The sequence below is a fragment of the Aeromonas aquatilis genome, assembly GCF_054052405.1.
Genome location: NZ_JBSTYP010000021.1, coordinates 25,909 through 48,826, shown reverse-complemented (window position 1 = coordinate 48,826; position 22,918 = coordinate 25,909). Strand labels below are relative to the sequence as shown.

Sequence of the window (22,918 nt, the reverse complement as noted above, 5' to 3'; positions counted from 1 at the left end):
TGGTGGTGAGGCGGTGTCAGGTCCGGCTTGGGGCGGCTCTGCCGCTGCGCAGACCATCGAGACTGAACAGCACCAGTGCGCTCCAGATGCAGGCGAAGGTGAGCAGCTTGTCCATCGCCAACTCCTCGCCATAGAGCGTGACCGCGAGGATGAACATCATGCTGGGGCCAATGTACTGGAAGAAGCCCAGGGTGGAGAGCTTGAGCCGGGTCGCGGCGGCGGTGAAGCAGAGCAGGGGGGCCGTGGTGACGGCGCCTGCGGCGATCAGCAGCAGGTTGAGGTGCCAGTCGTTCCGGGTGAGATGACTGGTGGGGCTGTCGGCAAAGCCCCACAGATAGATGGCCGCTGGCGGCAGCATGATCATGGTTTCGATCAGCAGACCGGTGAGGGCATCGAGGGCCAGTTTTTTGCGCACCAGACCATAGATGGCAAAGCTTGATGCCAGCACCAGCGCAATCCAGGGCAAAGAGCCAAAGGCGATAAGCTGGATCGCCACCCCGGCAAAGGCCAGCGCGACCGCCCACCACTGCAGGCGGCGCAGCTTCTCGCTAAGAAACAGCATGCCCAGCAGCACGTTGAACAGCGGGTTGATGTAGTAGCCGAGGCTGGCATCCAGCATATGACCGTTGTTGATGGCCCAGATAAACAGCAGCCAGTTGCCGCCGACGGTGACCGAGGTAAAGGCCAGGGTGAGCAGCACTTTTGGCTGGCGCAGCACCGCCTGTACCTTGTGCCACTGACGGCCTGCCAGGGTGAGCACCATCAGCAGCACGCAGGACCAGATCATCCGGTGGGTCAGGATCTCGGCGGCCGGGACGGCAGAGATGGTTTTGAAATAGATGGGGGCTATGCCCCAAAGGGTATAGGCGCACAGGGCGTAGATGACGCCCTGACGCTGGATCTGTTGCGGCATGCGGATGACCTTACTGAAGCGTTGGATGCGGGAAAACATCGCAAAAAATCAGTGTAGCGATCCTTTTGCGGGGAAAGAAGCGAATAAACGAAGTTTGAGGGGAAGGAAGCGAGTGGCTGGCCGGTCAGCCTTTACCGCGGCGGATCTTGTCGACATCCATCAACAGCCACAGCATCAGGGCGATGGCGGAGATCCAGGGGCCCCAGGTCACGTAGGCCTCGCCGTGCCCCAGCACGAAGAACAGCAGGGGCAAACCGATCACCAGAAAAAGTACGCTTCCCAGAAAAAATAGCATTTTTGTCTTTATATTTAACATGTTGGCTTTTTTGTCATTATAAGGATTGAGCTCGGTGATGGAAGGGCAAAAATGCAAAAGGGGGATTTCTCCCCCTTTTTGATCCGGTAGTGCTGCTTTATGGCGTTACTCCAGCTGGATCCAGGTGCTTTTCAGCTCGGTGTACTTCTCCAGCGCGTGCAGTGACTTGTCGCGGCCGTTGCCGGACTGCTTGAATCCGCCAAACGGCATGGTCATGTCGCCGCCATCCCAGTTGTTGACGAACACGGTGCCGGCGCGCAGGGCGCGGGAGCCTTTCACCGCCTTGTTGAGATCCGCCGTCCAGATTGCCGCGGCCAGTCCGTAGTCAGTATCGTTGCCGAGCGCGATAGCCTCCTCCAGCGTATCAAAGCCGGTCACCGCCAGCACAGGGCCGAAGATCTCTTCGCGGAAGATGCGCATCTCGGGGGTCACGTCGTCAAAGATGGTGGGTTCGATATAGAAGCCGCCGCTCTCCATATTGGTGCGGTTGCCGCCAAGCAGCAGCTTGGCCCCCTCCTGCTTGCCAATCTCGACATAGCGCAGCACCTGCTCCATCTGGATGTGATCCACCATGGCGCCGATACGGGTCGCAGGGTCGAGTGGGTTGGCCGAGATCCACTCGCGGGCATGGGCCAGCAGTCGCTCCATAAATTGCGGTTTGATGCTGTTTTGCACCAGCAGGCGAGAGGCTGCGGTGCACACCTCGCCCTGGTTGTAGAAGATGGCGCCAGCGGCGCTCTTGGCGGCGGCGTCCAGATCCGGCGCATCCGCCAGAATGATGTTGGGGCTCTTGCCGCCGCACTCCATAAAGGCGCGCTTGAGGTTGGACTTGCCGGAGCACTCCACCAGATGTTTACCGATCTTGGTGGAGCCGGTGAAGGTGATGCAATCCACGTCCATGTGCATGGCCAGCGCCTCGCCCACGGTGTGGCCAAAGCCCGGCAGCACGTTGAACACGCCGTCCGGAATACCCGCCTCCTTGGCCAGACCGGCGATGCGCAGGGCGGTCAGGGGGGATTTTTCGGAAGGCTTGAGAATGACCGAGTTGCCGGTAGCGAGCGCCGGGCCCAGCTTCCAGCAGGCCATCACCAGCGGGAAGTTCCACGGCACGATGGCGGCAACCACCCCGAGTGCTTCGCGGGTCACCAGCGCCAGTGCCGACTCCTCCACCGGGGCGACCTGATCGTAGATCTTGTCGATCGCTTCGGCGTTCCAGGCGATGCAGTTGGCGGCGGCGGGGGCGTCATAGCCCATGGCATCGCCGATGGGTTTGCCCATATCCAGCGACTCCAGCAGCGCCAGCTCCACCTTGTTGAGGCGCATCAGCTCGGCGAAGCGCTGCATGATCTGCTTGCGCTGTTTCGGTGGCAGGCCGCTCCAACGCTTGTCGTTGAAGGCGTCACGCGCAGCCTGCACCGCCAGTTCGGCATCGGCGGCATCGCAGGCCGCCACCTTGGTCAGCAGCTTGCCGTTGGCCGGGTTGATGCAGTCGAAGGTGGCGCCATTGATGGCATCCCGGTAGCTGCCATCGATAAAGGCTTGCGAGGGCAGGGTCAGGTGGGAGGCCTTGTGTTGCCACTGGGCCAGGGTCAGGTCACTCATGTTCACTCCTTGAACCGGCAAAAGTCAGATTCCGCGTATCAATATGCTAAACATCCTGCCGCTTGTAAATCCATCTTGTAACAATTCATTAAACATTGCCCCCCTGCCGACGCGTATCTGAATGTCAGAAACTGGCGGGAGTATTGGCTGAAATCAGTACGCACTCCTGCTCGCCCACGTTGCGAAAACGGTGGGGGGTGCGGCTGTCGAAGTAGTAGCCATCGCCGGCGCCCAGCAGGTAGATCTGCTCGCCCACGGTCACTTCAACCTCGCCCTTGATGACGATGCCGCACTCTTCACCCTCGTGGCTCAGCATGTCGTCACCGGTGTCGGCGCCCGGTGGCAGCACCTCCTGCAACATGCCGATGGCGCGGTTGGCACGGCTATGCCCGACCAGCCGGTAGCTGATGGGATGCGTGCCGAGATCCGGCATATCGGCGGCGCGGAAGATCACTTCGGTGCCCATTTCAGTCTCTTCGGTGAAGAAGCTGGCCAGCGACATGGGGATGCCTTCCAGCACCTTGCGCAGGGAGGCGACAGAGGGGCTCACCTGATTTTTCTCGATCTGGGAGATAAATCCGTTGGTCACACCGGAGCGCTTGGCCAGCTCGCGCTGGGAGAGGGCTGCCTTGGTGCGAACCGCCTTGAGGCGGTGACCGATATCCATCTATAGACACTCCTTGACTGTTTACTATTATTAAAATTGTGTTAAATATCTTATACCACCCTGCTGATGCGTCTAGCTAGGGGTGGCACCAGACAGGGCGATAACGGGCCCTTTTTTATGGATTCAGGTGTTTAATTTAATAGGCATTGGCCGACAGTTGCTAAACACCTTAAGGATGAGGTGACCATGAAACCGATCAGCGACATCAATACCCCCTCCGACATGTCCGCCTTCTGGATGCCGTTCACCGCCAACCAGCAGTTCAAGGCGGCGCCACGCATCCTGAAGTCGGCGGAGGGGATGTATTATCACTCAGAGGATGGCCGCAAGATACTGGATGGCACAGCCGGACTCTGGTGTTGCAACGCGGGCCATGGTCGGCGCGAGATTGCCGAGGCGGTCTCCCAGCAGATTTCCCACCTCGATTTCGCCCCCACATTCCAGATGGGGCACCCCCTGCCGTTCGAGCTGGCCAACAAGCTGGTAGAGATCGCCCCCAAGGGGTTCGGCCATGTCTTTTATACCAACTCCGGCTCAGAGTCGGTCGATACCGCGCTGAAAATCGCGCTGGCCTGGCAGCGAGCACGCGGTCAGGGCACTCGCACCCGGCTGATTGGCCGCGAGCGTGGCTATCACGGGGTCGGCTTTGGCGGCATCTCGGTGGGGGGGATTCCCGGCAACCGCAAGTGGTTCGGCTCCCTGCTGACCGGGGTGGATCATCTGCCCCATACCCTCAACATCGCCAAGAACGCCTTCACCAAAGGGCTGCCCGAGGAAGATGTGGCGCTGGCCGACGAGCTGGAGAAGATCGTCTTTCTGCACGATGCCAGCAATATCGCGGCGGTGATCGTCGAGCCCATCGCTGGCAGTACCGGCGTGCTGATGCCCCCCAAAGGCTACCTCAAGCGGCTGCGGGAGATCTGCACCAAACACGGCATCCTGCTGATTTTTGACGAGGTGATCACCGGTTTCGGTCGCCTTGGCTCCCCCTTCGCCGCCCAGGAGTTCGATGTCATCCCCGACATGATCACTTGCGCCAAGGGGCTCACCAACGGCGCCATCCCGATGGGGGCGGTGCTGGTGCAGAAGCACATCTATGACGACATGATGGCGGCAGGCAAGGGGGCCATCGAGCTGTTCCACGGCTACACCTACTCCGGCCATCCGGTGGCTGCTGCTGCGGGTCTAGCGACCCTCGAGATCTATCGCAACGAAAACCTGCTCAGCCGCGCCGCCGATCTGGCGGGATACTGGGAGGAGGCGGCCCATTCGCTGAAGGACTGCAAGCATGTGAAGGATGTGCGCAACTACGGGCTGGTGGCGGGCATCGAGCTGGAATCCATGCCGGATGCACCGGGCAAACGCGCCTATGAGGTGTTTGTGCGCTGCTTCGAGAAGGGTCTGCTTATCCGGGTGACTGGCGACATCATCGCCCTGTCGCCACCCCTCATCATCGAGCGCAGCCAGATCGACGATCTTTTCACCCTGCTGCAGGATGCCCTGCAGGCCCAACCCTAACCCATTTTGTGGCCCCGCTCTGGCGGGGCCTTGCGTTGCCTCGTTTTGACGAGCACAGCGCCACCACGACATCAGTTATCACGGAGGATACATGACATACAGGGTCAGCAACTTCATCAACGGCCAATTGCAGGAGAGTCGCAGCGAGCGGCAAGGGGCCATCTTCAATCCCGCTTGTGGCAAGCAGCAGGGGAGCGTGGGGCTTTCCAGCGCCGCCGAGTGTCAGGAGGCGATCGCCATCGCCGAGCGCGCCTTTGCCGACTGGTCGCAAACTCCGCCGCTGGTGCGGGCCCGGGTCTTTTTCCGCTTCAAGGAGTTGATGGAGCTGCACAGAGATGAGCTGGCCCAGCTCATCAGCCGTGAACACGGCAAGGTCTTCTCCGATGCGCAGGGTGAGCTGACTCGCGGGCTGGAGGTGGTGGAGTTTGCCTGCGGCATCCCCCATCTGCTCAAGGGGGAGCACTCCCTCAACGTCGGCCGCGGGGTAGACAGCTACTCCATGATGCAGCCGGTGGGGGTTTGCGCCGGTATCACCCCGTTCAACTTCCCGGCCATGGTGCCGCTCTGGATGTTCCCGGTCGCCATCGCCTGCGGCAACACCTTTATCCTCAAACCCTCCGAGAAGGATCCCTCCCTCTCCCTGCGGATGGCCGAGTTGCTCAAGGAGGCCGGTCTGCCGGACGGGGTGCTCAACGTGGTGAACGGAGACAAGGAGGTGGTGGATGTGCTGCTGACCGATCCGCGAGTGGGGGCCGTGTCGTTTGTCGGCTCCACTCCCATCGCCGAGTACATCTATGCCACCGCCTCGGCCCATGGCAAGCGGGTGCAGGCGCTGGGCGGCGCCAAAAACCACATGGTGGTGATGCCGGATGCGGACCTCGATCAGGCGGTCTCCGCCCTGATGGGGGCTGCTTATGGGGCGGCGGGCGAGCGCTGCATGGCCATTTCGGTGGCCGTGGTGGTGGGGGACGAGACCGCCGATGCGCTGGTGGCCAAGCTGACGCCGCTGGTGGAAAAACTGCGGGTGGGCCCGGGGCTGGGCCAGAGCCCGGAGAACGAAATGGGGCCTCTCATCAGCAAGGAGCATCTGGCCAAGGTGCGCGGCTATGTGGATCAGGGGGTGGCCGAAGGGGCCACGCTGCGGGTCGATGGTCGCACGCTGAGCCACGACGAGGGTTACTTCATCGGTGGCTGCCTGTTTGACGAGGTGACCCCCGAGATGCGCATCTACCGCGAGGAGATCTTCGGCCCTGTGCTCTCCATCGTGCGGGTGCCGGACTACGAGACGGCGCTGCGCCTCATCAACGAACACGAGTACGGCAACGGCACCGCCATCTTTACCTGCGATGGCGACACCGCGCGGGACTTCACGGCGCGGGTGCAGGTCGGTATGGTAGGGGTGAACGTTCCCATTCCGGTGCCGATGGCGTTTCACAGCTTTGGCGGCTGGAAGCGCTCCATCTTCGGGCCGCTCAACATGCACGGGCCGGACGGGGTTCGCTTTTATACCCGGATGAAGACGGTCACGGCGCGCTGGCCCCAGAGCCTGCGCAGTGGTGCCGAGTTCTCCATGCCGACCATGAAGTGACGCGCTGGCGCGTGCTCATGGCCTAACCTCTTGCCCCCGCCGGTCGATGATTGGCGGGGGCGAACTCTGTAAAGGAACAACAGATGCGATTGGGAATTCTCGATTGTGACCGGCTCGATCCCGATCTGGCGGATCGTTTTGGCCCCGTTTACTCCGAGATGTTTATCAGGGGCTTTGCGGCCCTGTCCCCCGAGCTGGAATTTCGGGTCTGGTCGGCTCTCGATGGGGAGCTGCCGGAGGATCTGCACGAGTGCGATGCCTGGCTCATCACAGGCTCGCGCCACGATGCTTACAGCGATATCCCCTGGATTCAGGCACTGCGGGCGTGGATCCGCCAGGCGCACGATGCCGACGTCAAGCTGGCCGGTGTCTGCTTCGGTCATCAGGTGATCGCCCAGGCGCTGGGCGGCGAGGTGGTGAAGTCCACCAAGGGGTGGGGACTGGGAGTGTCGGTACATCCCATGTTGGCAGATGAGCCCTGGATGGCGCCGGCGCGGGATCAGATCCGCATTCTGGCCAGCCATCAGGATCAGGTGGCCCTGCTGCCGCCGGGGGCAACCCGACTGGCGGGTAACGATTTTTGTCCCAACTTCATGTTTCTGCAGGGGAACAACATAGTGGCCATTCAGGGACATCCGGAATTTTCGGTGGAGTACAACCGGGCGCTGATCGAGCGGCGCCGCGGCCTGTTGCCCGACGAGCGCTACCAGAGCAGTCTCTCCTCGCTGGAGGGGGAGGTGGATTCGGCGACCATGATGCAGTGGCTGCTGCAGTTTCTGGGGATCCTGCCGCTGCGGGCTGGCGCGGCCTGAGCCCGGTTTGTCAGCCACCCCTTCGGATGCTAGATTTTGTAGCAAAATGAAGGATCAAGCGCTGAGATGTCGGGATCGGATGGTACACTGGCCGCCCAGGTGGCGGCCTGTTTGTCTGGCTTGATTGCCGTCCCGGCCTGAGCCAAACCTGTCTGAGCCAAACCTGTCTGAGCCAAACCAGTGTGAGAGTGTGACGCCTTGAAACTACAGCAATTGAAGTATTTGATCGCGATCCGGGACCACAACCTCAATGTGTCCGTGGCGTCCGATGCGCTCTTCACCAGTCAGCCGGGGGTCAGCAAACAGATTGGCCTGCTGGAGAGCGAGCTGGGTGTGCGGATTTTCGAGCGCCGTGGCAAGCACCTGCACCGCATTACGCCGGTGGGTGAGGAGATCATCAAGTGTGCCGAGGCGATGCTCAATATCGAGAGCAAGATCAAGGCGATCTCCCGCGAGTATCTGGACCCGACCGTGGGCACTCTCAACATCCACACTACCCACACCATCGCCCGCTATCTGCTGCCCAAGTCGGTCACCTACTTCACCAAGAAGTACCCCAAGATCTCGTTCCACCTTCATCCGGTGATGTCGGCGAGCAAGGAGCAGATCAGCAAGGGTTACTCCGATTTTTCGATCGTTGCCCACGAGATTGGCTTCGACAAGGAGCTGATCGCGCTGCCCGCCTACCTCTGGACTCTCTCGCTGGTGGTGCCGCAGGATCACCCGCTGGCCAAGGAGAAGAAGCCGACCCTGGAGCAGCTCTGCCACTACCCGATCCTCAGTTACGAGAGTGGCGCCACCGGTCGTCAGGTGCAGGACGAGGTGTTTCAGGCGGCGGGGCTGACCCCGAGCTACTACATGACGGTGATGGATGCCGGAGTGATCAAGCGCTACGTGGAGCTGGGTTTTGGTATCGGCATCATCTCCTCGCTGGTGGCCAACGACACCGATAGCCCCGGGCTGGTCTCCATCAATCTGGAGCACCTGTTCAAGCCCTGCCCGGCCCAGATCTGCTTCAGCAAGAGTATTCTGTTGCAGAACTACATGTATGACTTCATCAGCTCCTTCTCGCCCCACCTCACCAAGGAGGTGATCCAGAGCGTGATGCAGCAGCCGACCCAGGCGCGCATCGACGAGCTGCTGGCCGGGGTGGAACTGCCCATCTATTGATCCCGATCGGATTCCCGATCGCTGCCGGTTGTCTCTTCAGTCAGGCTGGGCTCTACTCGGGGTTCAGCCTGTCTCTTTTGGGCTATCTCCATCGTCCGAGGTCTCTATGTCCCGCATTCTGCTGCTTGCCAATCTCAACTGTGATCATGTGCTCTCCCTCTCCGAACCGCTGGTGGCGGGGGCCCGGCTGCAATATGTGGATCAGGGGCGCAGGCTCGGCGGTGGCGCGGCCAACACCGGCATCGGGCTGGTGTGGGCGGGCCACGAGGTGACCATTGCTTCCCGTATCGGGCTGGACGAGACCGGCGACTGGCTGCTGGAGCAGGCGGCCGGTTACGGGCTGGATTGCAGCCATGTGGAGCGCTTTGGCGGCGAGACCGGTGAGCTGCTGATCCTGGTGGACTCCACCGGCGAGCGCACCATACTGCGCCGCCCAAGGCGTCCCGATCTGCCCGGCGATCTGCCGCTGGAGGGGATCGACTGCCTCTACGTGAACTATCCCGGTACCTCCATCATCAGCTACATGCGCCAGATGCTCGGCAAGAGCTTTGTGGTGGCCCAGTATCCCAAGGGTGGCCAAGCGCGTCGTCCCTGCCATGTGCTGGTGGCTTCCCGCTCCGATCTCGGCGAGGTGAGCGACCCCTGGCAACACGCCCGTCAGCTGGCGGGGGAGCAGCTCGAATGGCTGGTGTTGACCGAGGGCAAGGCAGGGGCCGTTGCCATCCACGGTGACGAGCAGATCCGGGTCGCAGCCCGGCCGGTCTCGGTGGTCGATACCACGGGGGCGGGAGATGCCTTCGCCGGTGGCCTGATCCACGGTCTGGCACGGGGCATGGCGATCAAGGATGCGTTGCAGTGCGCGGTGGACTGGGGGGCGTTTGCCGTCGCCTCCGAGAGCTCCATCCCATCGGTCGCGCTGAAAAACTGGCTGAAACAGCTCCACTGAACCACCTCTCTGCCGGTCGATTCAGGGGCGGTTCGCGGGCCATATGACTGCTGGTCGAAGGGGCTTGGTGAGGGGGACTATTCGGGAGATTTACCCGCCATAAAGCGGGTAAACGCCGGGCTAACCCGGCAAGTTTGCGATCAATCAAAGAAAGTGTCGATTTATGTGCATCTTCATCGACACCCGGTTGTGCTGCTCTTAACCTGTCACTCCGCAACTCAGATTAAGAGACAGGCCCCCCCTCTGGCGAACCAATGGCAAACAGAGGCAAACCGGTTGTCTCCTGCCTCTTAGCTCAATGTTGTCGTCCTGATTCCTGGCTTGTAGTAAGAGGCAAGTGCGACCATGCAACTGACACGATTTACCGACTACGCCCTGCGTACCCTGACATTCCTGGCGGTTCAGCCGGGGGATCGTCTGTCGACCATTACCGAAGTGGCCGATACCTTCGGCATCTCTCGCAACCACGTGGTCAAAATTGTGCACCAGCTTGGCATCAAGGGGTATATCGAGACGGTACGCGGCAAGCACGGTGGCATCCGCCTCGGTCGCTCGGCGGTCTCCATCAATTTGCGGGATGTGGTGATGGACATGGAGCATGTGCTCTGTCCGGTCGATTGCAAGCGCGAGAACTGCCGTCTCTCCGGTGGTTGCCGCATTCAGGGCATTCTGCGCCGCGCCATGAACGCCTTCCTCGAAGTGCTGGGTGAATACACCCTGGCCGATGCGGTACGCGATCCGAACCGTCTCTGCCACCTGCTGGGTATCGAGCAAGAGACTATTGTGACCATGGCCTGACAGGGCGCGGAATATTGAACAAGATGTGAAAGGGGCCTGATGGCCCCTTTTGCTTTTGTAAGTAGGTGGTTTTTAGCGACTGCCCGGCTGGCGGATCAGGGTGATGGCGCCGTGCAGGCAGGCGAGGCCACAGGCACCGCAGCCATTACAGGCATCCATATTGACGTTGATGCCGTCGGCGCTGGCCTTGATCGCCTGTTGCGGGCAGGCATCTTCACAGAGCAGGCAGTAGAAGCCCTGCCGTGCCTGACAGCTCTCCTCAATCTGCACCCGGGTCTGTACCTGACGACCCAGTTGCAAGTCGAGGGCGCCGGTGGGACAGGCTCTGGCGCAACTGCCGCAGTAGCTGCACTGGCCGCAGGCGAGATCGAGCACCGGCGTACCGGCGATGGGGCTCCCCTCGTACTCCTCTTGCGTGGCCGGTTTGAGCAGACCGCGCGGACAGGCCTTGAAACACTCGCCACAGCGGGTGCAGAGGGAGAGGTACTGGGACTCCTCGATGGCCCACGGCGGGCGCGCTTCATGGCAAACCACGGCGGGCTTGCGGGAAGCTTGCCAACCTTGTGTCAGCCAACGGAGGAAATAGTGAGTCATGCTCGCCCCTGATACCTATTAGGGGTTAATTTTATCGAAGTTTCGGGAAGCAGGCCAGAGAATAGCGGCCGTCAGGATCGCAAGCGCAGTTGCCCTTGTGTAAGCTAGGCGGGTCTTTTTACGTGGTTGAATGAAAACATATGTGGCTATTTCTCTGGCGTGCGTCCCTGCTCTATGTCTTTCCCCTGCTGATGTGGGCCTACTGCCGCATCAAGGATATCGAGTTCGCCGAGCTCGATACCGGCGTCAACACCCACAAGTGGGTGGTGCTGGCCGCCTACCTCATCTACGTGGTGCTCTGGATCCTGGTTAACCGCTATCTCGAACTCTTCCTGCGTCAGCGGAGCCGTAAATGATCGACCCCGGGCTCTGGGTCATTCTGCTACCTGCCGCCCTGCTGGCCCTCGGGCTTGGCTGGCTGATCGGGCGTCGAGCAGCCACGGCGCAGGCTCAGGAGCTGATGCTGGCGCAGGAGCGTTATCAGGCGCTGCAGGATCGCTTCGACGAGTTGCAGGATGAGCGGATGCAGGGTCAGCAGAAGCTGGATCAGCAGCAGACCCTGCTGATCAAGCTCACCGCCCGCCTCAAGGATGCGGAAGCGACCCTGCGCAGCGAGCGGTTGGCCGCCGCCGAGAAGCTGCAACTGCAACAGGAGGCGGAGCCGCGCCTCAGTCAGCAGTTCGAGAATCTCGCCAACCGGATCTTCGAGCAAAACTCCGGTAACTTCCGCGAATTGAACCAGAACAGCCTCGATCTGCTGCTCACACCGCTCAAAGAGCAGCTCGAGGGCTTTCGCCGTCAAGTGGGTGAGACTCACGCGCAGGAGACGGCCCAGCGCCACAGCCTCAAGTTCGAACTGGAGCGCCTCGCCGAGCTCAATGCCCGCATGACCGAGGAGGCGGCGGCGCTGACCCGCGCCCTCAAGGGCGACAGCAAACAGCAGGGCAACTGGGGGGAAGTGGTGTTGGCGCGGATCCTCAGCGAATGCGGCCTGCGCGAGGGTCACGAGTACCACACCCAGGTCAATATCGAGGTGGAGAAGGGCAAGCGCTACCAGCCCGACGTGATCGTCCACCTGCCGCAGGAGAAGGACATCATCATCGACGCCAAGGTGTCGCTGACCGCCTACGAGCGCTGGTACAACGCCGATGACGAGCTGGAGAAGGCGGTGGCGCTCAAGGAACACGTCGCTTCGGTGCGCAACCATATCCGCGAGCTGGGCCGCAAGGATTACCAGCAGCTGCCCGGAGTGCGCACCCTCGACTATGTGCTGATGTTCGTGGCGGTGGAGCCCGCCTTCCTCACCGCGATGGAGGCCGATCCCTCGCTGGTGCGTTACGGTCTCGACAACAATATTCTCTTGGTGAGTCCCACCAACCTGATGGTGGCGCTGCGTACCATCGAGAACCTGTGGCGCTACGAGCGGCAGAACCAGAATGCCCGCCAGATTGCCGAGCGGGCCGGTCGCCTCTACGAAAAGCTGCGGCTGTTTGTCGAGGAGATGCAGCAGATGGGCGGCAGCCTGCACAAGGCGCAGGAGAGTTACGACAAGGCGATGGGACGGCTGGTCAACGGCCGTGGCAACCTGATTGCGCAGGTCGAGCGTTTCCGCGAGCTGGGGGTGGAGGTGACCAAGAGTCTGCCCGAGCCACTGGTGGAGCGGGCGCTGGAGCGTGACAAGGATCGGGAGTAGTTTTTCCCCTTACAGCCGTCAGCAAAAGGCCCAAACCCGGTTTGGGCCTTTTGCCATTTAGCTTTGTTAACAGGCGATGGCTCCCATTCCCACTCGTCTTCTGAGTTTTTGGTATTGCTGGCCAAAGCTGGTTGTTTTTAGAACTGAACTGGTTGGTTGAGTCAATATATGAGCTGCGAGATAAAACATCCCCCGTTGTTTTAATGTCTGCGATCCATATTCCCCCCAACGGCTACCCCCTGTCTCATAGCTCGCTTCTTGCAAGGCGAAGATAACTTTCTCGGTACCTTACCGAATTGACCGAAAAACGAAGCGCGGAAGTGCCCAACAATATCTGGTGTAATATCCATCAAAAACCCTCTTTGTAAGAAATAACCTCATGGTTACGCAATTAGAATGAGGGTGTTTGGAGTGTTGCTCAACTCATTGTTTATAATGGTTTTTATTGACGAATTCGTCATGTGAGGCTTTTGGTTTTATGTCTGACCATGTAACAGGAAAATAAAAACGGCCCACCGAAGTGGGCCGTTTTTATTTGCACTGCCGGTGTTAATCAGCGGCTGGCGGCGCGGGCGCTCAGCTCGGCTTTCTCGCTATCGCTCAGGAAGGCCTGGGTCAGGCCGTTCTGCTGGGCGGTGCGGATCTCGCTGGCGGTCATACCCGCGGCCGGGGCGGCCACCTCATATTCGTGGGGCAGGTCGATCCCTTCCACTGCCGGATCGTCGGTGTTGAGGCAGGCCAGCACACCGGCAGCCAGGAACTGGCGGATCGGGTGTTCGGTCAGGCTCGCCACCGTGGTGGTCTGGACGTTGGAGGTGAGGCAGGATTCGATGCCGATGCGGTGCTCGGCCAGATAGGCCATCAGGGCCGGATCCTGAATCGCTTTGACACCGTGGCCAATACGTTCGGCACCCAGCTCGCGAATGGCCTGCCACATGCTTTCGGGGCCAGCGGCTTCACCGGCGTGTACGGTGACGCGCATGCCTGCATCGCGCACCTTGCGGAAGTGGTCGACAAAGAGTTCGCCCGGGAAGCCCAGTTCGTCACCGGCCAGATCGATGGCGACCAGCTTGTCACGGTGGGCCAAGCAGGCGGCCAGCTCCTGATTGCATTGTTCGGTACCGAAGGTGCGGCTCATGATGCCGATCAGGTTGGCCTTGATGCCGAAGTCACGGCTGCCCGCAGCCACGCCGTCGATGATGGCTTCCACCACGCCCTGCGGGTGCAGCTTGTGGGCCATCGCCATATAGGCCGGACTGAAGCGCAGCTCTGCATAGTCGATACCGGCGCGCAGCAGATCTTCCACGTTCTCGTAGGCAACCCGGCGGCAGGCGTCATAGTCGGCCAGCACGGCAACCCCCCAGTCCAGCTTCTTCAGGAAGGCGACCAGACTCGGCTCGTTCTCGACGATCTGCACATGGGGGCGCAGCGCTTCCAGTTCGAAGGCGGGCAGCTGAATATTGTGTTGACGACCCAGCTCGAGGATGGTTTGCGGACGGATGTTGCCGTCCAGATGGCGGTGCAGGTCGGTCAGGGGGAGAGATCTGTCAATCATGATGGCGCCTTCTTCGAGTCGGGTTTGAAAGCCTGCCATTCTAGGCGGGGCTTTCAAAAAAGATACCCCGTTTGCTGGCAAACGGGGTCTTATTGGTCGGTGATTTATCAAGGCGTGATGGGAATCGTTTTTCCCTGGGACTCAGGAGAGATCGAGTTCCTTCAGCTTGCGGGTCAGGGTGTTACGACCCCAGCCAAGCAGGCGCGCCGCTTCCTGTTTGTGGCCATGGGTGTGCTCCAGCGCAGTCTCCAGCATGATCCGCTCGAATTGGGGCAGGGCATCGGCCAGGATGTCTGTCTCGCCCAGCGCCAACTTGCTGGCCACCCACTCCTGCAATTGCTGCTGCCAGCAACCGGGCATCGCCGGTTGACCGGGTTCGGCGTTGTGGGTGATGGGAGTAAGCAGCTCGGGGGGAAGATCGCTCACCAGCACCTCCTGCCCGGAGGCCATCACGGTGAGCCAGCGGCAGACGTTCTCCAGCTGGCGCACGTTACCCGGCCAGGGCAGGCGGCTGATATAGGCCTGGGTATCCGGGTGCAGGCTCTTGGCCTCGACGTTCAGCTCCTTGGCGGCGCGCAGCAGGAAGTGGCGGGCCAGCTGGGGGATATCCTCACGGCGCTCCTTGAGGGCGGGAATATGGATGCGGATGACGTTGAGGCGGTGGAACAGATCCTCGCGAAACTCGCCATCGGCGACCCGTTTCTCCAGATTCTGGTGGGTGGCGGCAATGATCCGTACATCCACCTGCACTGGCTGATGGCCGCCGACCCGGTAGAACTGACCATCGGCCAGTACCCGCAGCAGCCGGGTCTGTACATCCAGCGGCATGTCGCCGATCTCGTCGAGAAACAGGGTGCCGCCATCTGCCTGCTCGAAGCGGCCGTGGCGGATATTGTTGGCGCCGGTGAAGGCCCCCTTCTCGTGACCGAACAGCTCAGATTCGATGAGATCTTTGGGGATGGCCGCCATGTTGAGGGCGATGAAGTTCTTGTGGGCGCGCGGGCTGTGTTTGTGCAGCGCATGGGCGACCAGCTCCTTGCCGGTACCGCTCTGGCCGTTAATCAGCACCGAGATGCTGGAGCGCGACAGGCGGCCGATGGCGCGGAACACCTCCTGCATCGCTGGTGCTTCACCGATGATCTCCGGGGTGGCGGTGGCCTCTTGCTGACGAGACTTGCGCTTGGTGCGCTGCTCCTTGAGGTAATTCTCGGCGCGGCGCACCAGGGTCACCGCCTCGTCGATGTCGAACGGCTTGGGCAGGTACTCGAAGGCGCCGCGCTGGTAGGCGTTGACCGCGCTGTCGAGATCCGAATGGGCGGTCATGATGATGATGGGCAGATCGGCCTGACGGCGGTGGATCTGCTCCAGCAGGCTCAGGCCGTCGATTCCGGGCATCCGGATATCTGAGAGGATCACATCGGGCGAGCGCAGCTCAAGGGCGTGCAGCAGGGCCTCGCCATCGGCAAAGCTCTCGCAGTTGAAGCCTTCGCTGCCGAGAGTGCGCTCCAGCACCCAGCGGATAGAACTGTCGTCATCGACGATCCACACTTTGGCGGTCATGGGGTTCCCTTACTTGCGAAGCGGTAGAAAAATGGTGAATTCGGTGTGACCCGGCCAGCTGATGCAGTCAATCCGCCCCTTGTGCTGGTCGATCAGGTTCTGGGCGATAGAGAGGCCGAGCCCGGTTCCCCCCTCCTTGCCGGTGATCATCGGGTAGAACAGGGTGTCGCGGATGGCGTCCGGGATACCGGGGCCGTTGTCGATGATCTTGATCTCCGCCGCCAACCGGTAGCGCTGGCCGTGGATGGTGATCTGGAACGCGGTGCGGGTCTTGATGCGGATAAGGCCGGTCTGGTTGCCCAGGGCTTCGGCCGCGTTGCGCACTATGTTGAGAAACGCCTGCTGCAGCTGATCCGGCTCCATCTCGAATTCGGGGATGCTGGGGTCGTAATCCCGCTCGATGCGAACAGAGGGAGGGAGTTCGAGCTCCACCAGTCGGCGTACCTGCTCCAGCACTGAATGGACATTGTGCATCTGGTGACGGCCGGGGCGCTGGGGGCCGAGCAGGCGATCGACAAGTACCCGCAGCCGGTCAGCCTGTTCGATGATGATGCCGGTATATTCGCGCAGGGCCGGATCCGGCAGCTCCTTTTGCAGCAGCTGGGCCGCGCCGCGCAGGCCGCCGAGGGGATTTTTGATTTCGTGGGCTAGGCCGCGCACCAGCTCCTTGGCCGCCAGCTGCTGAGCATGCTGTTGCTGCTCCTGACTGATCTTCTTCTGCTGGTCGATCTTGCGCAGCTCCACGACCAGTAGACGCTGTTCGTGGTCGGCCATCGGGGTAGCGCTCAGCTCCACCAGTCGCGGTTCTCCCTCTACCACCAGAGTCACTTCGCTATCGGTAAAGCCTTGCCCTGAAACGAGGCACTGTTTGAGCCGCTGCAAATCGAGGGAGATATGTTCCAGCAGATGGGGCAGTTCGATGCCGATCAGCTGGCGTTCACTGAGGGAGAGCAGCTGTTCAGCCGCCGGGTTGACGAACTGGATGCAGAGCCGCTCATCCATCAGGATCACGGCGGTCAGCAAATTATCCAAGAGTGTTTTAGCGTTGTCCGAGCGGGTTGGCACAGGTTTCTCCCTAAAACGGTGCTACACACCTGTTATGCACCGATATGGTGCATAGAGTTTACCCGCATCGGTGCGCTATATCACCCCTAGTCGGCTTTGGGGGTGGGTTTGGGAGCCGGCGTCACGCTCGCTCTATGCAGGTAAAAGGTGACTGCACTGGATTTAGCAAGGATCGTACCGTCTTTGGCGAGCAGTTCGAGCTGAGCCTCGTGGGCGCCGCGATCGACGTTTTCGACGCGGATAGAGAGGCTGTTGCTGACGATGGGGGCGACTTTGCCATCTAGGGTCAGGCGCACATCATACTGGGTCGGTGGTTTGGGGCTGATAGAGCCCTGAAAGACGATGTTGCCTGTGTTGTCGCGCAGGGTGCTGCCCTGTTCCGGGGAGAGCAGTTCGATGGTCAGCTTGGCCGCCTCTTGCTCTTTCTTGGCATCGGCGCCAGTCAGGCTGTTGAAGTTATCCACCTGCACCGATCTGGGCGCGCTGCTGCCCAGCAGCGGGGCGACCCGCAGATCGACCTCTTTGGCGTTTTTGCCGGGTGGTGGCGCATCCGAGTAGTGGGTGATGCCATTGCCATCGACCCAGGAGTAGACCTTGGCCGCGTCCGCACCGAACGAGGTCAGCAACAGGAGGCTGAGTACCCCTATGCCATGCTTGTTGTTCATCCATCTCTCCTTGACGGTATTTTGCTTAATCCTATCAGAGAAAAAACCCGCCAGATGGCGGGTTTTATCACGATTAAGCAAGCTGACCAGATTTAAACGGCCAGTCTGCTGAGACTTAGACGGAGTAGTACAGTTCGAACTCCAGCGGGTGCGGGGTCATGCGCACACGGTCAACATCCTGCTGTTTCAGTTCCAGATAGGAGTTGATGAAGTCATCGCTGAACACGCCGCCACGGGTCAGGAACTCGCGGTCAGCATCCAGAGCGGCCAAGGCTTCGTCCAGAGAACCGGCAACGGTCGGTACTTCAGCGGCTTCTTCCGGCGGCAGGTCATACAAGTTCTTGTCCATGGCATCGCCCGGATGGATCTTGTTGATGATACCGTCCAGACCGGCCATCAGCTGGGCTGCGAAGGCCAGGTACGGGTTGGCAGCTGGGTCCGGGAAGCGCACTTCGATACGACGGGCTTTCGGGCTCGGTACCACCGGGATACGGATGGAGGCAGAGCGGTTGCGGGCAGAGTAAGCCAGCATGACCGGTGCTTCATAACCCGGCACCAGACGCTTGTAGGAGTTGGTGGTCGGGTTGGCGAAGGCGTTGATGGCCTTGGCGTGCTTGATGATACCGCCGATGTAGTGCAGAGCCATCTCGGACAGGCCGCCGTATAGGTCGCCGGCGAACAGGTTGACGCCGTTCTTGGCCAGAGACTGGTGGCAGTGCATGCCGGAGCCGTTGTCACCGAACATGGGTTTCGGCATGAAGGTAACAGTCTTGTTGTAGGCGTGGGCCACGTTGTGGATCACGTACTTCAGCACCTGTACTTCGTCAGCTTTCAGCGTAAGAGTGTTGAAGCGGGTAGCGATCTCGTTCTGACCGGCAGTGGCTACTTCGTGGTGGTGAGCTTCAACGACCTGGCCCATCTCTTCCAGCACCAGACACATGGCGGCGCGGATATCCTGGGAGGAGTCGACCGGTGCAACCGGGAAGTAACCGCCTTTCACGAACGGACGGTGACCCTTGTTGCCATGCTCATAGGCAGTGCCGGAGTTCCATGCGGCTTCTTCAGATTCGATTTTCACGAAGCTGTGGCCCATGGTGTTGGAGAAGGTGATGTTGTCGAACATGAAGAATTCCGGCTCCGGCCCGAACAGCACGGTGTCAGCGATGCCGCTGGACTTCAGGAAATCTTCTGCACGCTTGGCGATGGAGCGCGGATCGCGGTCGTAGCCCTGCATGGTGGCAGGCTCCAGTACGTCACAAACGATGTTCAGGGTGGTCTCTTCGGTGAACGGGTCCAGCTTGGCGGAGGCTGCGTCCGGCATCAGTACCATGTCGGATTCGTTGATGCCCTTCCAGCCGCCGATGGAGGAACCATCGAACATCTTGCCGTCTTCGAAGAAATCTTCATCAACCTGGTGAGCAGGGATGGATACATGCTGCTCTTTACCCTTGGTGTCGGTAAAGCGCAGATCAACAAACTTGACTTCGTGTTCCTGGATCAGGGCCAAAACGTTCTGGGCTGACATGCTAAGTAACCTCCGGTGTTAAATCTCTCTGGGTGAATGCGTCGTCGTATTCACATAAGCCAGTATCGTGCCAAGTTTGTGACAGCTTGATTTCAGGGCAGTCCCGGTGAAGAGGCTCCTCAAAATCAAGCGATCTCGACTCGCATTGCATCAAGTTAGTGCGACTGTGGATCGTTTTGGTGCACTGTAATGGTGCGCGAAATACGGTCACCGCCCATCTAAGCAGGGTTTGTCGGGGAGGTCTATGATCCAGATCTGTTGTTATGCGCGAATGTACTGCAATTCTGCTAGGCAGATCACAAAGGCAAGAGTACAATTAGCGCCCAATTTTACCCGGTGATTTGAGGCGAGAATGTTAGAGAATTTACGCAATATTGCGATTATTGCGCACGTTGACCACGGCAAAACGACTCTGGTTGATAAGCTGCTGCAGCAATCCGGTACTCTGGATCGCACCAGCGAAGGTCAGGAACGGATCATGGACTCCAATGATCTGGAACGGGAACGTGGCATCACCATTCTCGCCAAGAACACTGCGATCCGCTGGAACGACTACCGCATCAACATCGTTGATACCCCGGGTCACGCCGACTTCGGTGGTGAAGTAGAGCGCGTACTGTCCATGGTTGACTCCGTGCTTCTGCTGGTTGACGCCGTTGACGGCCCGATGCCGCAAACCCGCTTCGTGACCCAGAAAGCGTTCGCTCAGGGTCTGAAGCCGATCGTGGTCATCAACAAGGTTGACCGTCCGGGTGCTCGTCCTGATTGGGTAATGGACCAGGTATTCGACCTGTTCGACAACCTGGGCGCGACCGATGAACAGCTGGATTTCAAAGTTGTTTACGCCTCTGCACTGAACGGTTGGGCCACCATGGATCAGGACGTTGAGTCCGAGAACATGGAGCCGCTGTTCCAGGCTATCGTTGACAACGTAGAAGCCCCTGCTGCGGATGCCGAAGGTGGTTTCCAGATGCAGATCTCCCAGCTGGACTACAACTCCTACGTGGGCGTTATCGGTATCGGCCGTATCACCCGTGGTCGCGTCAAGACCAACCAGCAAGTCACCATCGTTGGTGCTGACGGCAAGACCCGTAACGGGAAAGTCGGTCAGGTGCTGGGTTACCTGGGTCTGTCCCGTACTGAAGTTACCGACGCGCAAGCGGGTGACATCATCGCTATCACCGGTCTGGGCGAGCTGAAAATCTCCGACACCATCTGCGACAACGGTGCTGTTGAAGCCCTGCCGCCGCTCTCCGTTGACGAGCCGACCGTGAACATGACCTTCCAGGTCAACACCTCACCGTTCGCCGGTAAAGAGGGCAAGTTCGTGACCTCCCGTAACATTCTGGAGCGTCTGAACCAGGAGCTGGTCCACAACGTGGCCCTGCGCGTGGAAGAGACCGATGATCCGGACAAGTTCCGTGTATCCGGTCGTGGTGAGCTGCACCTCTCCATCCTGATCGAAAACATGCGTCGCGAAGGTTACGAACTGGCGGTGTCCCGTCCGGAAGTAATCCTGCGTACCGTTGATGGCGTTCTGCAAGAACCGTTCGAAACCGTAACTGTGGACGTTGAAGAAGCGCACCAGGGTTCCGTGATGGAGCAACTGGGTCTGCGTAAAGGCGAAATGACCAACATGACCCCGGATGGCAAGGGTCGTGTCCGTCTGGACTTCATGATCCCGAGTCGTGGCCTGATCGGCTTCCAGACCGAGTTCATGACCATGACCTCAGGTACCGGTCTGCTGTACCACACCTTCGACCACTACGGTCCGCACAAGGGTGGCAGCATCGGTGAGCGTCAGAACGGCGTTCTGATCTCCAACGCTACCGGTAAGGCCCTGACTTACGCCCTGTTCGGTCTGCAAGACCGTGGTCGTCTGTTCATCGGTCACGCGACCGAAGTGTACGAAGGCCAGGTGATCGGTATTCACTCCCGTTCCAACGACCTGACTGTTAACTGCCTGAAAGGCAAACAGCTGACCAACATGCGTGCCTCCGGTACTGACGAAGCTCAAGTGCTGACTCCGCCGATCCGCATGACTCTGGAACAGGCTCTCGAGTTCATCGATAACGACGAACTGGTAGAAGTGACTCCGAAGAACATCCGTATCCGCAAGAAATTGCTGACCGAGCTGGATCGCAAGCGCTCTGGCCGTGGTTAATGTTATGTGCTGAGTCTCGGCAGCCCTTGCGGCCGCTGACGGTTCACTGATAAACGGACCCAAACCTCTGGTTTGGGTCCGTTTTTTTATGCTTGTGATCCGCTCTGGCCATCCTGATGAGCTCGTTCAGGTCATCAGCAATGGATGATGAGTGGGCTGATGAGCGTTGAGCGAAGGTCGTGGGGATGGGTGAGATAAAAAAGCCGCAGCGGGTGACCGCTGCGGCTTTTTGCTGGCTTGCAGTGAGGGGTTACTGGCGCCAGAAGGAGGGGAAGAAGAGCACGGCGACCGTCAGGATCTCCAGTCGTCCCAGCAGCATGCCGAATGACAACAGCCATTTGGCCGATTCCGGCAGGCTGGCAAAGTTGGTGCTGGGGCCGACCACAGGGCCCATACCCGGGCCGACGTTGGCGACAGCGGTGATGGAGCTGGATATGGCCGTCAGGGGGTCAAGCCCGATGGCGCCCAGCAGTGCGGCTATCACCAGAATGATGGCGAAGTAGGCCAGCACGAAGGAGATCATCGAGCGGATGATGGCGTCATTGACCGTCCGGCCGTTGTACTTCTGGGGGAAGACGGCAGAAGGGTGCATCAGCTGGCGCATCTGCTTTCTGAACAGAGCGAAGGCCACCTGTACCCGGAAGATCTTCAGACCACCCGCAGTGGAGCCTGAGCAGGCACCCAGCGCCAGCAGCACGATGAAGACGATGCTGGCCAGCGGCCCCCAGGTGCCAAAGTCACCGAGGCCAAAGCCCGTGGTGGTGAGTACCGAGACGATGTTGAAGCAGCTGATGCGCAGGGCATCCATAAAACTGAACAGATCCCGCTGCCACAGGTAGAAGGTCATGATGGCGGTGACCCACACCACCAGCCAGAAGAAACCGCGCACCTGGGCGTCCTTGAACAGGCTGTTGTCCCTGTGGTTGAGGCTCTGCACGTAAAGCAGGAAGGGCAGGCCACCAAGGAACATGAACAGGGTGCCAATCCAGTGGGCCGAGTTGGAGAAGTGGGACATGGATTGATCGGAGGTGGAGTAGCCGCCGGTACTGAGGGTGGTCATGGCGTGGTTGATCGCTTCGAACATGTTCATGCCGCTGGCCCAGTAGGCCATGAAGCAGAGCATGGAGAGCACCAGATAGACCACGACAATGTTGTTGGCGACTGTCTTGGCACGCGGGGCGCTTTTGTCCGACCAGTCCGAGCTCTCGGTCTGGAACAGCTTCATGCCGCCGACGTTGAGGTAGGGCAGCACGGCTACCGCCATCACGATAAAGCCGACCCCGCCCAGCCACTGCAGGATGGATCGCCACAGCAGGATGCTGTGGGCCATGTTGTCGAGGCCGGAGAGCACGGTGGAGCCCGTGGTGGTTACCCCCGACATGGTTTCGAAGTAGGCATCGGTAAAGTTGATGTGGGTGATGAAGACAAAGGGCAGTGCCCCGAAGATACAGGCCACCACCCAGACCGAGGTGGTGAGCAGGAACATCTCCCGCACCCCCAGATGGAACTCCGCCTTGCGCCCGTAATGGAGGCAGAGCAGGGCGGCGCCGTGGGTGATGAGCACCGATTTGAGAAACTCGACGAACCCCTCGGAGCCGGTCAGCAGCGCCAGCAGGGTCGGCAGCCACATGAAGAGCGCCAGCTTGGAGAGCACCAGCCCGAGAGTAAAGATGATGGGACGCAGCTTGATCATGTTCGATAACCTGGTCGTTGATTAACAAAAGACCCGGACCATCCCCTTGGGGGAGCTGAGCCGGGTCTGGTTTG

General features: G+C 60.2%; 20 protein-coding genes. 9 read left to right on the top strand and 11 right to left on the bottom strand.

The genetic code is table 11. The features are described 5' to 3' along the window. Positions 1–16: 16 nt before the first annotated feature. From rarD to ACW5W8_RS10345, 4 genes are all read right to left on the bottom strand, one after another. Entirely contained in the window at positions 17–913 is an 897-nt protein-coding gene (gene rarD, locus ACW5W8_RS10360) for an EamA family transporter RarD (protein ID WP_498627723.1), read from the bottom strand. A gap of 124 nt (positions 914–1,037) precedes the next feature. After that, positions 1,038–1,208, bottom strand: a complete 171-nt coding sequence (locus ACW5W8_RS10355) for a hypothetical protein (RefSeq protein WP_005341999.1) — start codon at positions 1,206–1,208, stop codon at positions 1,038–1,040. A gap of 126 nt (positions 1,209–1,334) precedes the next feature. Further along, positions 1,335–2,831, bottom strand: coding sequence for an aldehyde dehydrogenase (locus tag ACW5W8_RS10350; RefSeq protein WP_498627722.1), 1,497 nt, complete (start codon positions 2,829–2,831; stop codon positions 1,335–1,337). Positions 2,832–2,955: 124 nt separating this feature from the next. After that, positions 2,956–3,498: a cupin domain-containing protein gene (locus ACW5W8_RS10345; RefSeq protein ID WP_411241775.1), complete on the bottom strand. Its 543-nt coding sequence runs from the start codon at positions 3,496–3,498 to the stop codon at positions 2,956–2,958. Positions 3,499–3,684: 186 nt separating this feature from the next. On the opposite strand from ACW5W8_RS10345, the gene aptA reads away from it, so the two are divergent. The 6 genes from aptA to ACW5W8_RS10315 all read left to right on the top strand — a co-directional run bounded on the left by aptA (position 3,685) and on the right by ACW5W8_RS10315 (position 10,330). Beyond that, positions 3,685–5,016, top strand: coding sequence for an omega-aminotransferase AptA (gene aptA, locus ACW5W8_RS10340; protein WP_498627720.1), 1,332 nt, complete (start codon positions 3,685–3,687; stop codon positions 5,014–5,016). Between the two features lie 91 nt (positions 5,017–5,107). After that, the gene (locus ACW5W8_RS10335) at positions 5,108–6,604 is read left to right on the top strand and encodes a CoA-acylating methylmalonate-semialdehyde dehydrogenase (protein WP_498627718.1); all 1,497 of its coding nucleotides are present in this window, start codon (positions 5,108–5,110) and stop codon (positions 6,602–6,604) included. An 83-nt stretch (positions 6,605–6,687) separates the two neighbouring features. Next, the gene (locus ACW5W8_RS10330; RefSeq protein ID WP_498627716.1) at positions 6,688–7,416 is read left to right on the top strand and encodes a glutamine amidotransferase-related protein; all 729 of its coding nucleotides are present in this window, start codon (positions 6,688–6,690) and stop codon (positions 7,414–7,416) included. 198 nt (positions 7,417–7,614) lie between these two features. Further along, entirely contained in the window at positions 7,615–8,586 is a 972-nt protein-coding gene (locus tag ACW5W8_RS10325; RefSeq protein ID WP_498627714.1) for a LysR substrate-binding domain-containing protein, read from the top strand. A gap of 106 nt (positions 8,587–8,692) precedes the next feature. Then, positions 8,693–9,532: a PfkB family carbohydrate kinase gene (locus ACW5W8_RS10320; protein WP_498627712.1), complete on the top strand. Its 840-nt coding sequence runs from the start codon at positions 8,693–8,695 to the stop codon at positions 9,530–9,532. 345 nt (positions 9,533–9,877) lie between these two features. Beyond that, on the top strand, positions 9,878–10,330 hold the full coding sequence (locus ACW5W8_RS10315) for an Rrf2 family transcriptional regulator (protein ID WP_005339654.1): 453 nt from the start codon (positions 9,878–9,880) through the stop codon (positions 10,328–10,330). Positions 10,331–10,402: 72 nt separating this feature from the next. Here the strand turns inward: ACW5W8_RS10315 and ACW5W8_RS10310 are convergent, their stop codons facing one another. Further along, a complete protein-coding gene (locus ACW5W8_RS10310; protein WP_275057253.1) occupies positions 10,403–10,924 on the bottom strand; it encodes a ferredoxin-type protein NapF in 522 nt (173 codons plus the stop codon). Positions 10,925–11,064: 140 nt separating this feature from the next. On the opposite strand from ACW5W8_RS10310, the gene ACW5W8_RS10305 reads away from it, so the two are divergent. Together ACW5W8_RS10305 and rmuC are read left to right on the top strand one after the other, a co-directional pair. Further along, complete coding sequence (locus tag ACW5W8_RS10305) at positions 11,065–11,280, top strand: hypothetical protein (RefSeq protein WP_005339659.1); 216 nt, start codon at positions 11,065–11,067, stop codon at positions 11,278–11,280. Further along, positions 11,277–12,617: a DNA recombination protein RmuC gene (rmuC, locus tag ACW5W8_RS10300; protein ID WP_498627709.1), complete on the top strand. Its 1,341-nt coding sequence runs from the start codon at positions 11,277–11,279 to the stop codon at positions 12,615–12,617. Before ACW5W8_RS10305 ends, rmuC begins: the two co-directional genes overlap by 4 nt. Positions 12,618–13,170: 553 nt before the next feature. Here rmuC and add read toward each other — a convergent pair. From add to glnA, 5 genes are all read right to left on the bottom strand, one after another. Then, a complete protein-coding gene (gene add / locus ACW5W8_RS10295; RefSeq protein WP_498627707.1) occupies positions 13,171–14,172 on the bottom strand; it encodes an adenosine deaminase in 1,002 nt (333 codons plus the stop codon). A gap of 141 nt (positions 14,173–14,313) precedes the next feature. Next, on the bottom strand, positions 14,314–15,732 hold the full coding sequence (gene glnG, locus ACW5W8_RS10290) for a nitrogen regulation protein NR(I) (protein ID WP_498627705.1): 1,419 nt from the start codon (positions 15,730–15,732) through the stop codon (positions 14,314–14,316). Positions 15,733–15,741: 9 nt separating this feature from the next. Next, positions 15,742–16,797: a nitrogen regulation protein NR(II) gene (gene glnL, locus ACW5W8_RS10285; protein WP_498627703.1), complete on the bottom strand. Its 1,056-nt coding sequence runs from the start codon at positions 16,795–16,797 to the stop codon at positions 15,742–15,744. 86 nt (positions 16,798–16,883) lie between these two features. After that, positions 16,884–17,462, bottom strand: coding sequence for a DUF4124 domain-containing protein (locus ACW5W8_RS10280; protein WP_498627701.1), 579 nt, complete (start codon positions 17,460–17,462; stop codon positions 16,884–16,886). Positions 17,463–17,577: 115 nt separating this feature from the next. Continuing rightward, positions 17,578–18,987, bottom strand: a complete 1,410-nt coding sequence (gene glnA, locus ACW5W8_RS10275) for a glutamate--ammonia ligase (RefSeq protein WP_005339672.1) — start codon at positions 18,985–18,987, stop codon at positions 17,578–17,580. Positions 18,988–19,339: 352 nt separating this feature from the next. Here glnA and typA point away from each other — a divergent pair, with 352 nt between their 5' ends. Next, positions 19,340–21,151, top strand: coding sequence for a translational GTPase TypA (gene typA / locus ACW5W8_RS10270; protein ID WP_498627699.1), 1,812 nt, complete (start codon positions 19,340–19,342; stop codon positions 21,149–21,151). A gap of 250 nt (positions 21,152–21,401) precedes the next feature. On the opposite strand, the gene ACW5W8_RS10265 is transcribed toward typA, so the two are convergent. Next, the gene (locus ACW5W8_RS10265; protein ID WP_498627697.1) at positions 21,402–22,844 is read right to left on the bottom strand and encodes a TrkH family potassium uptake protein; all 1,443 of its coding nucleotides are present in this window, start codon (positions 22,842–22,844) and stop codon (positions 21,402–21,404) included. Positions 22,845–22,918: the final 74 nt, after the last annotated feature.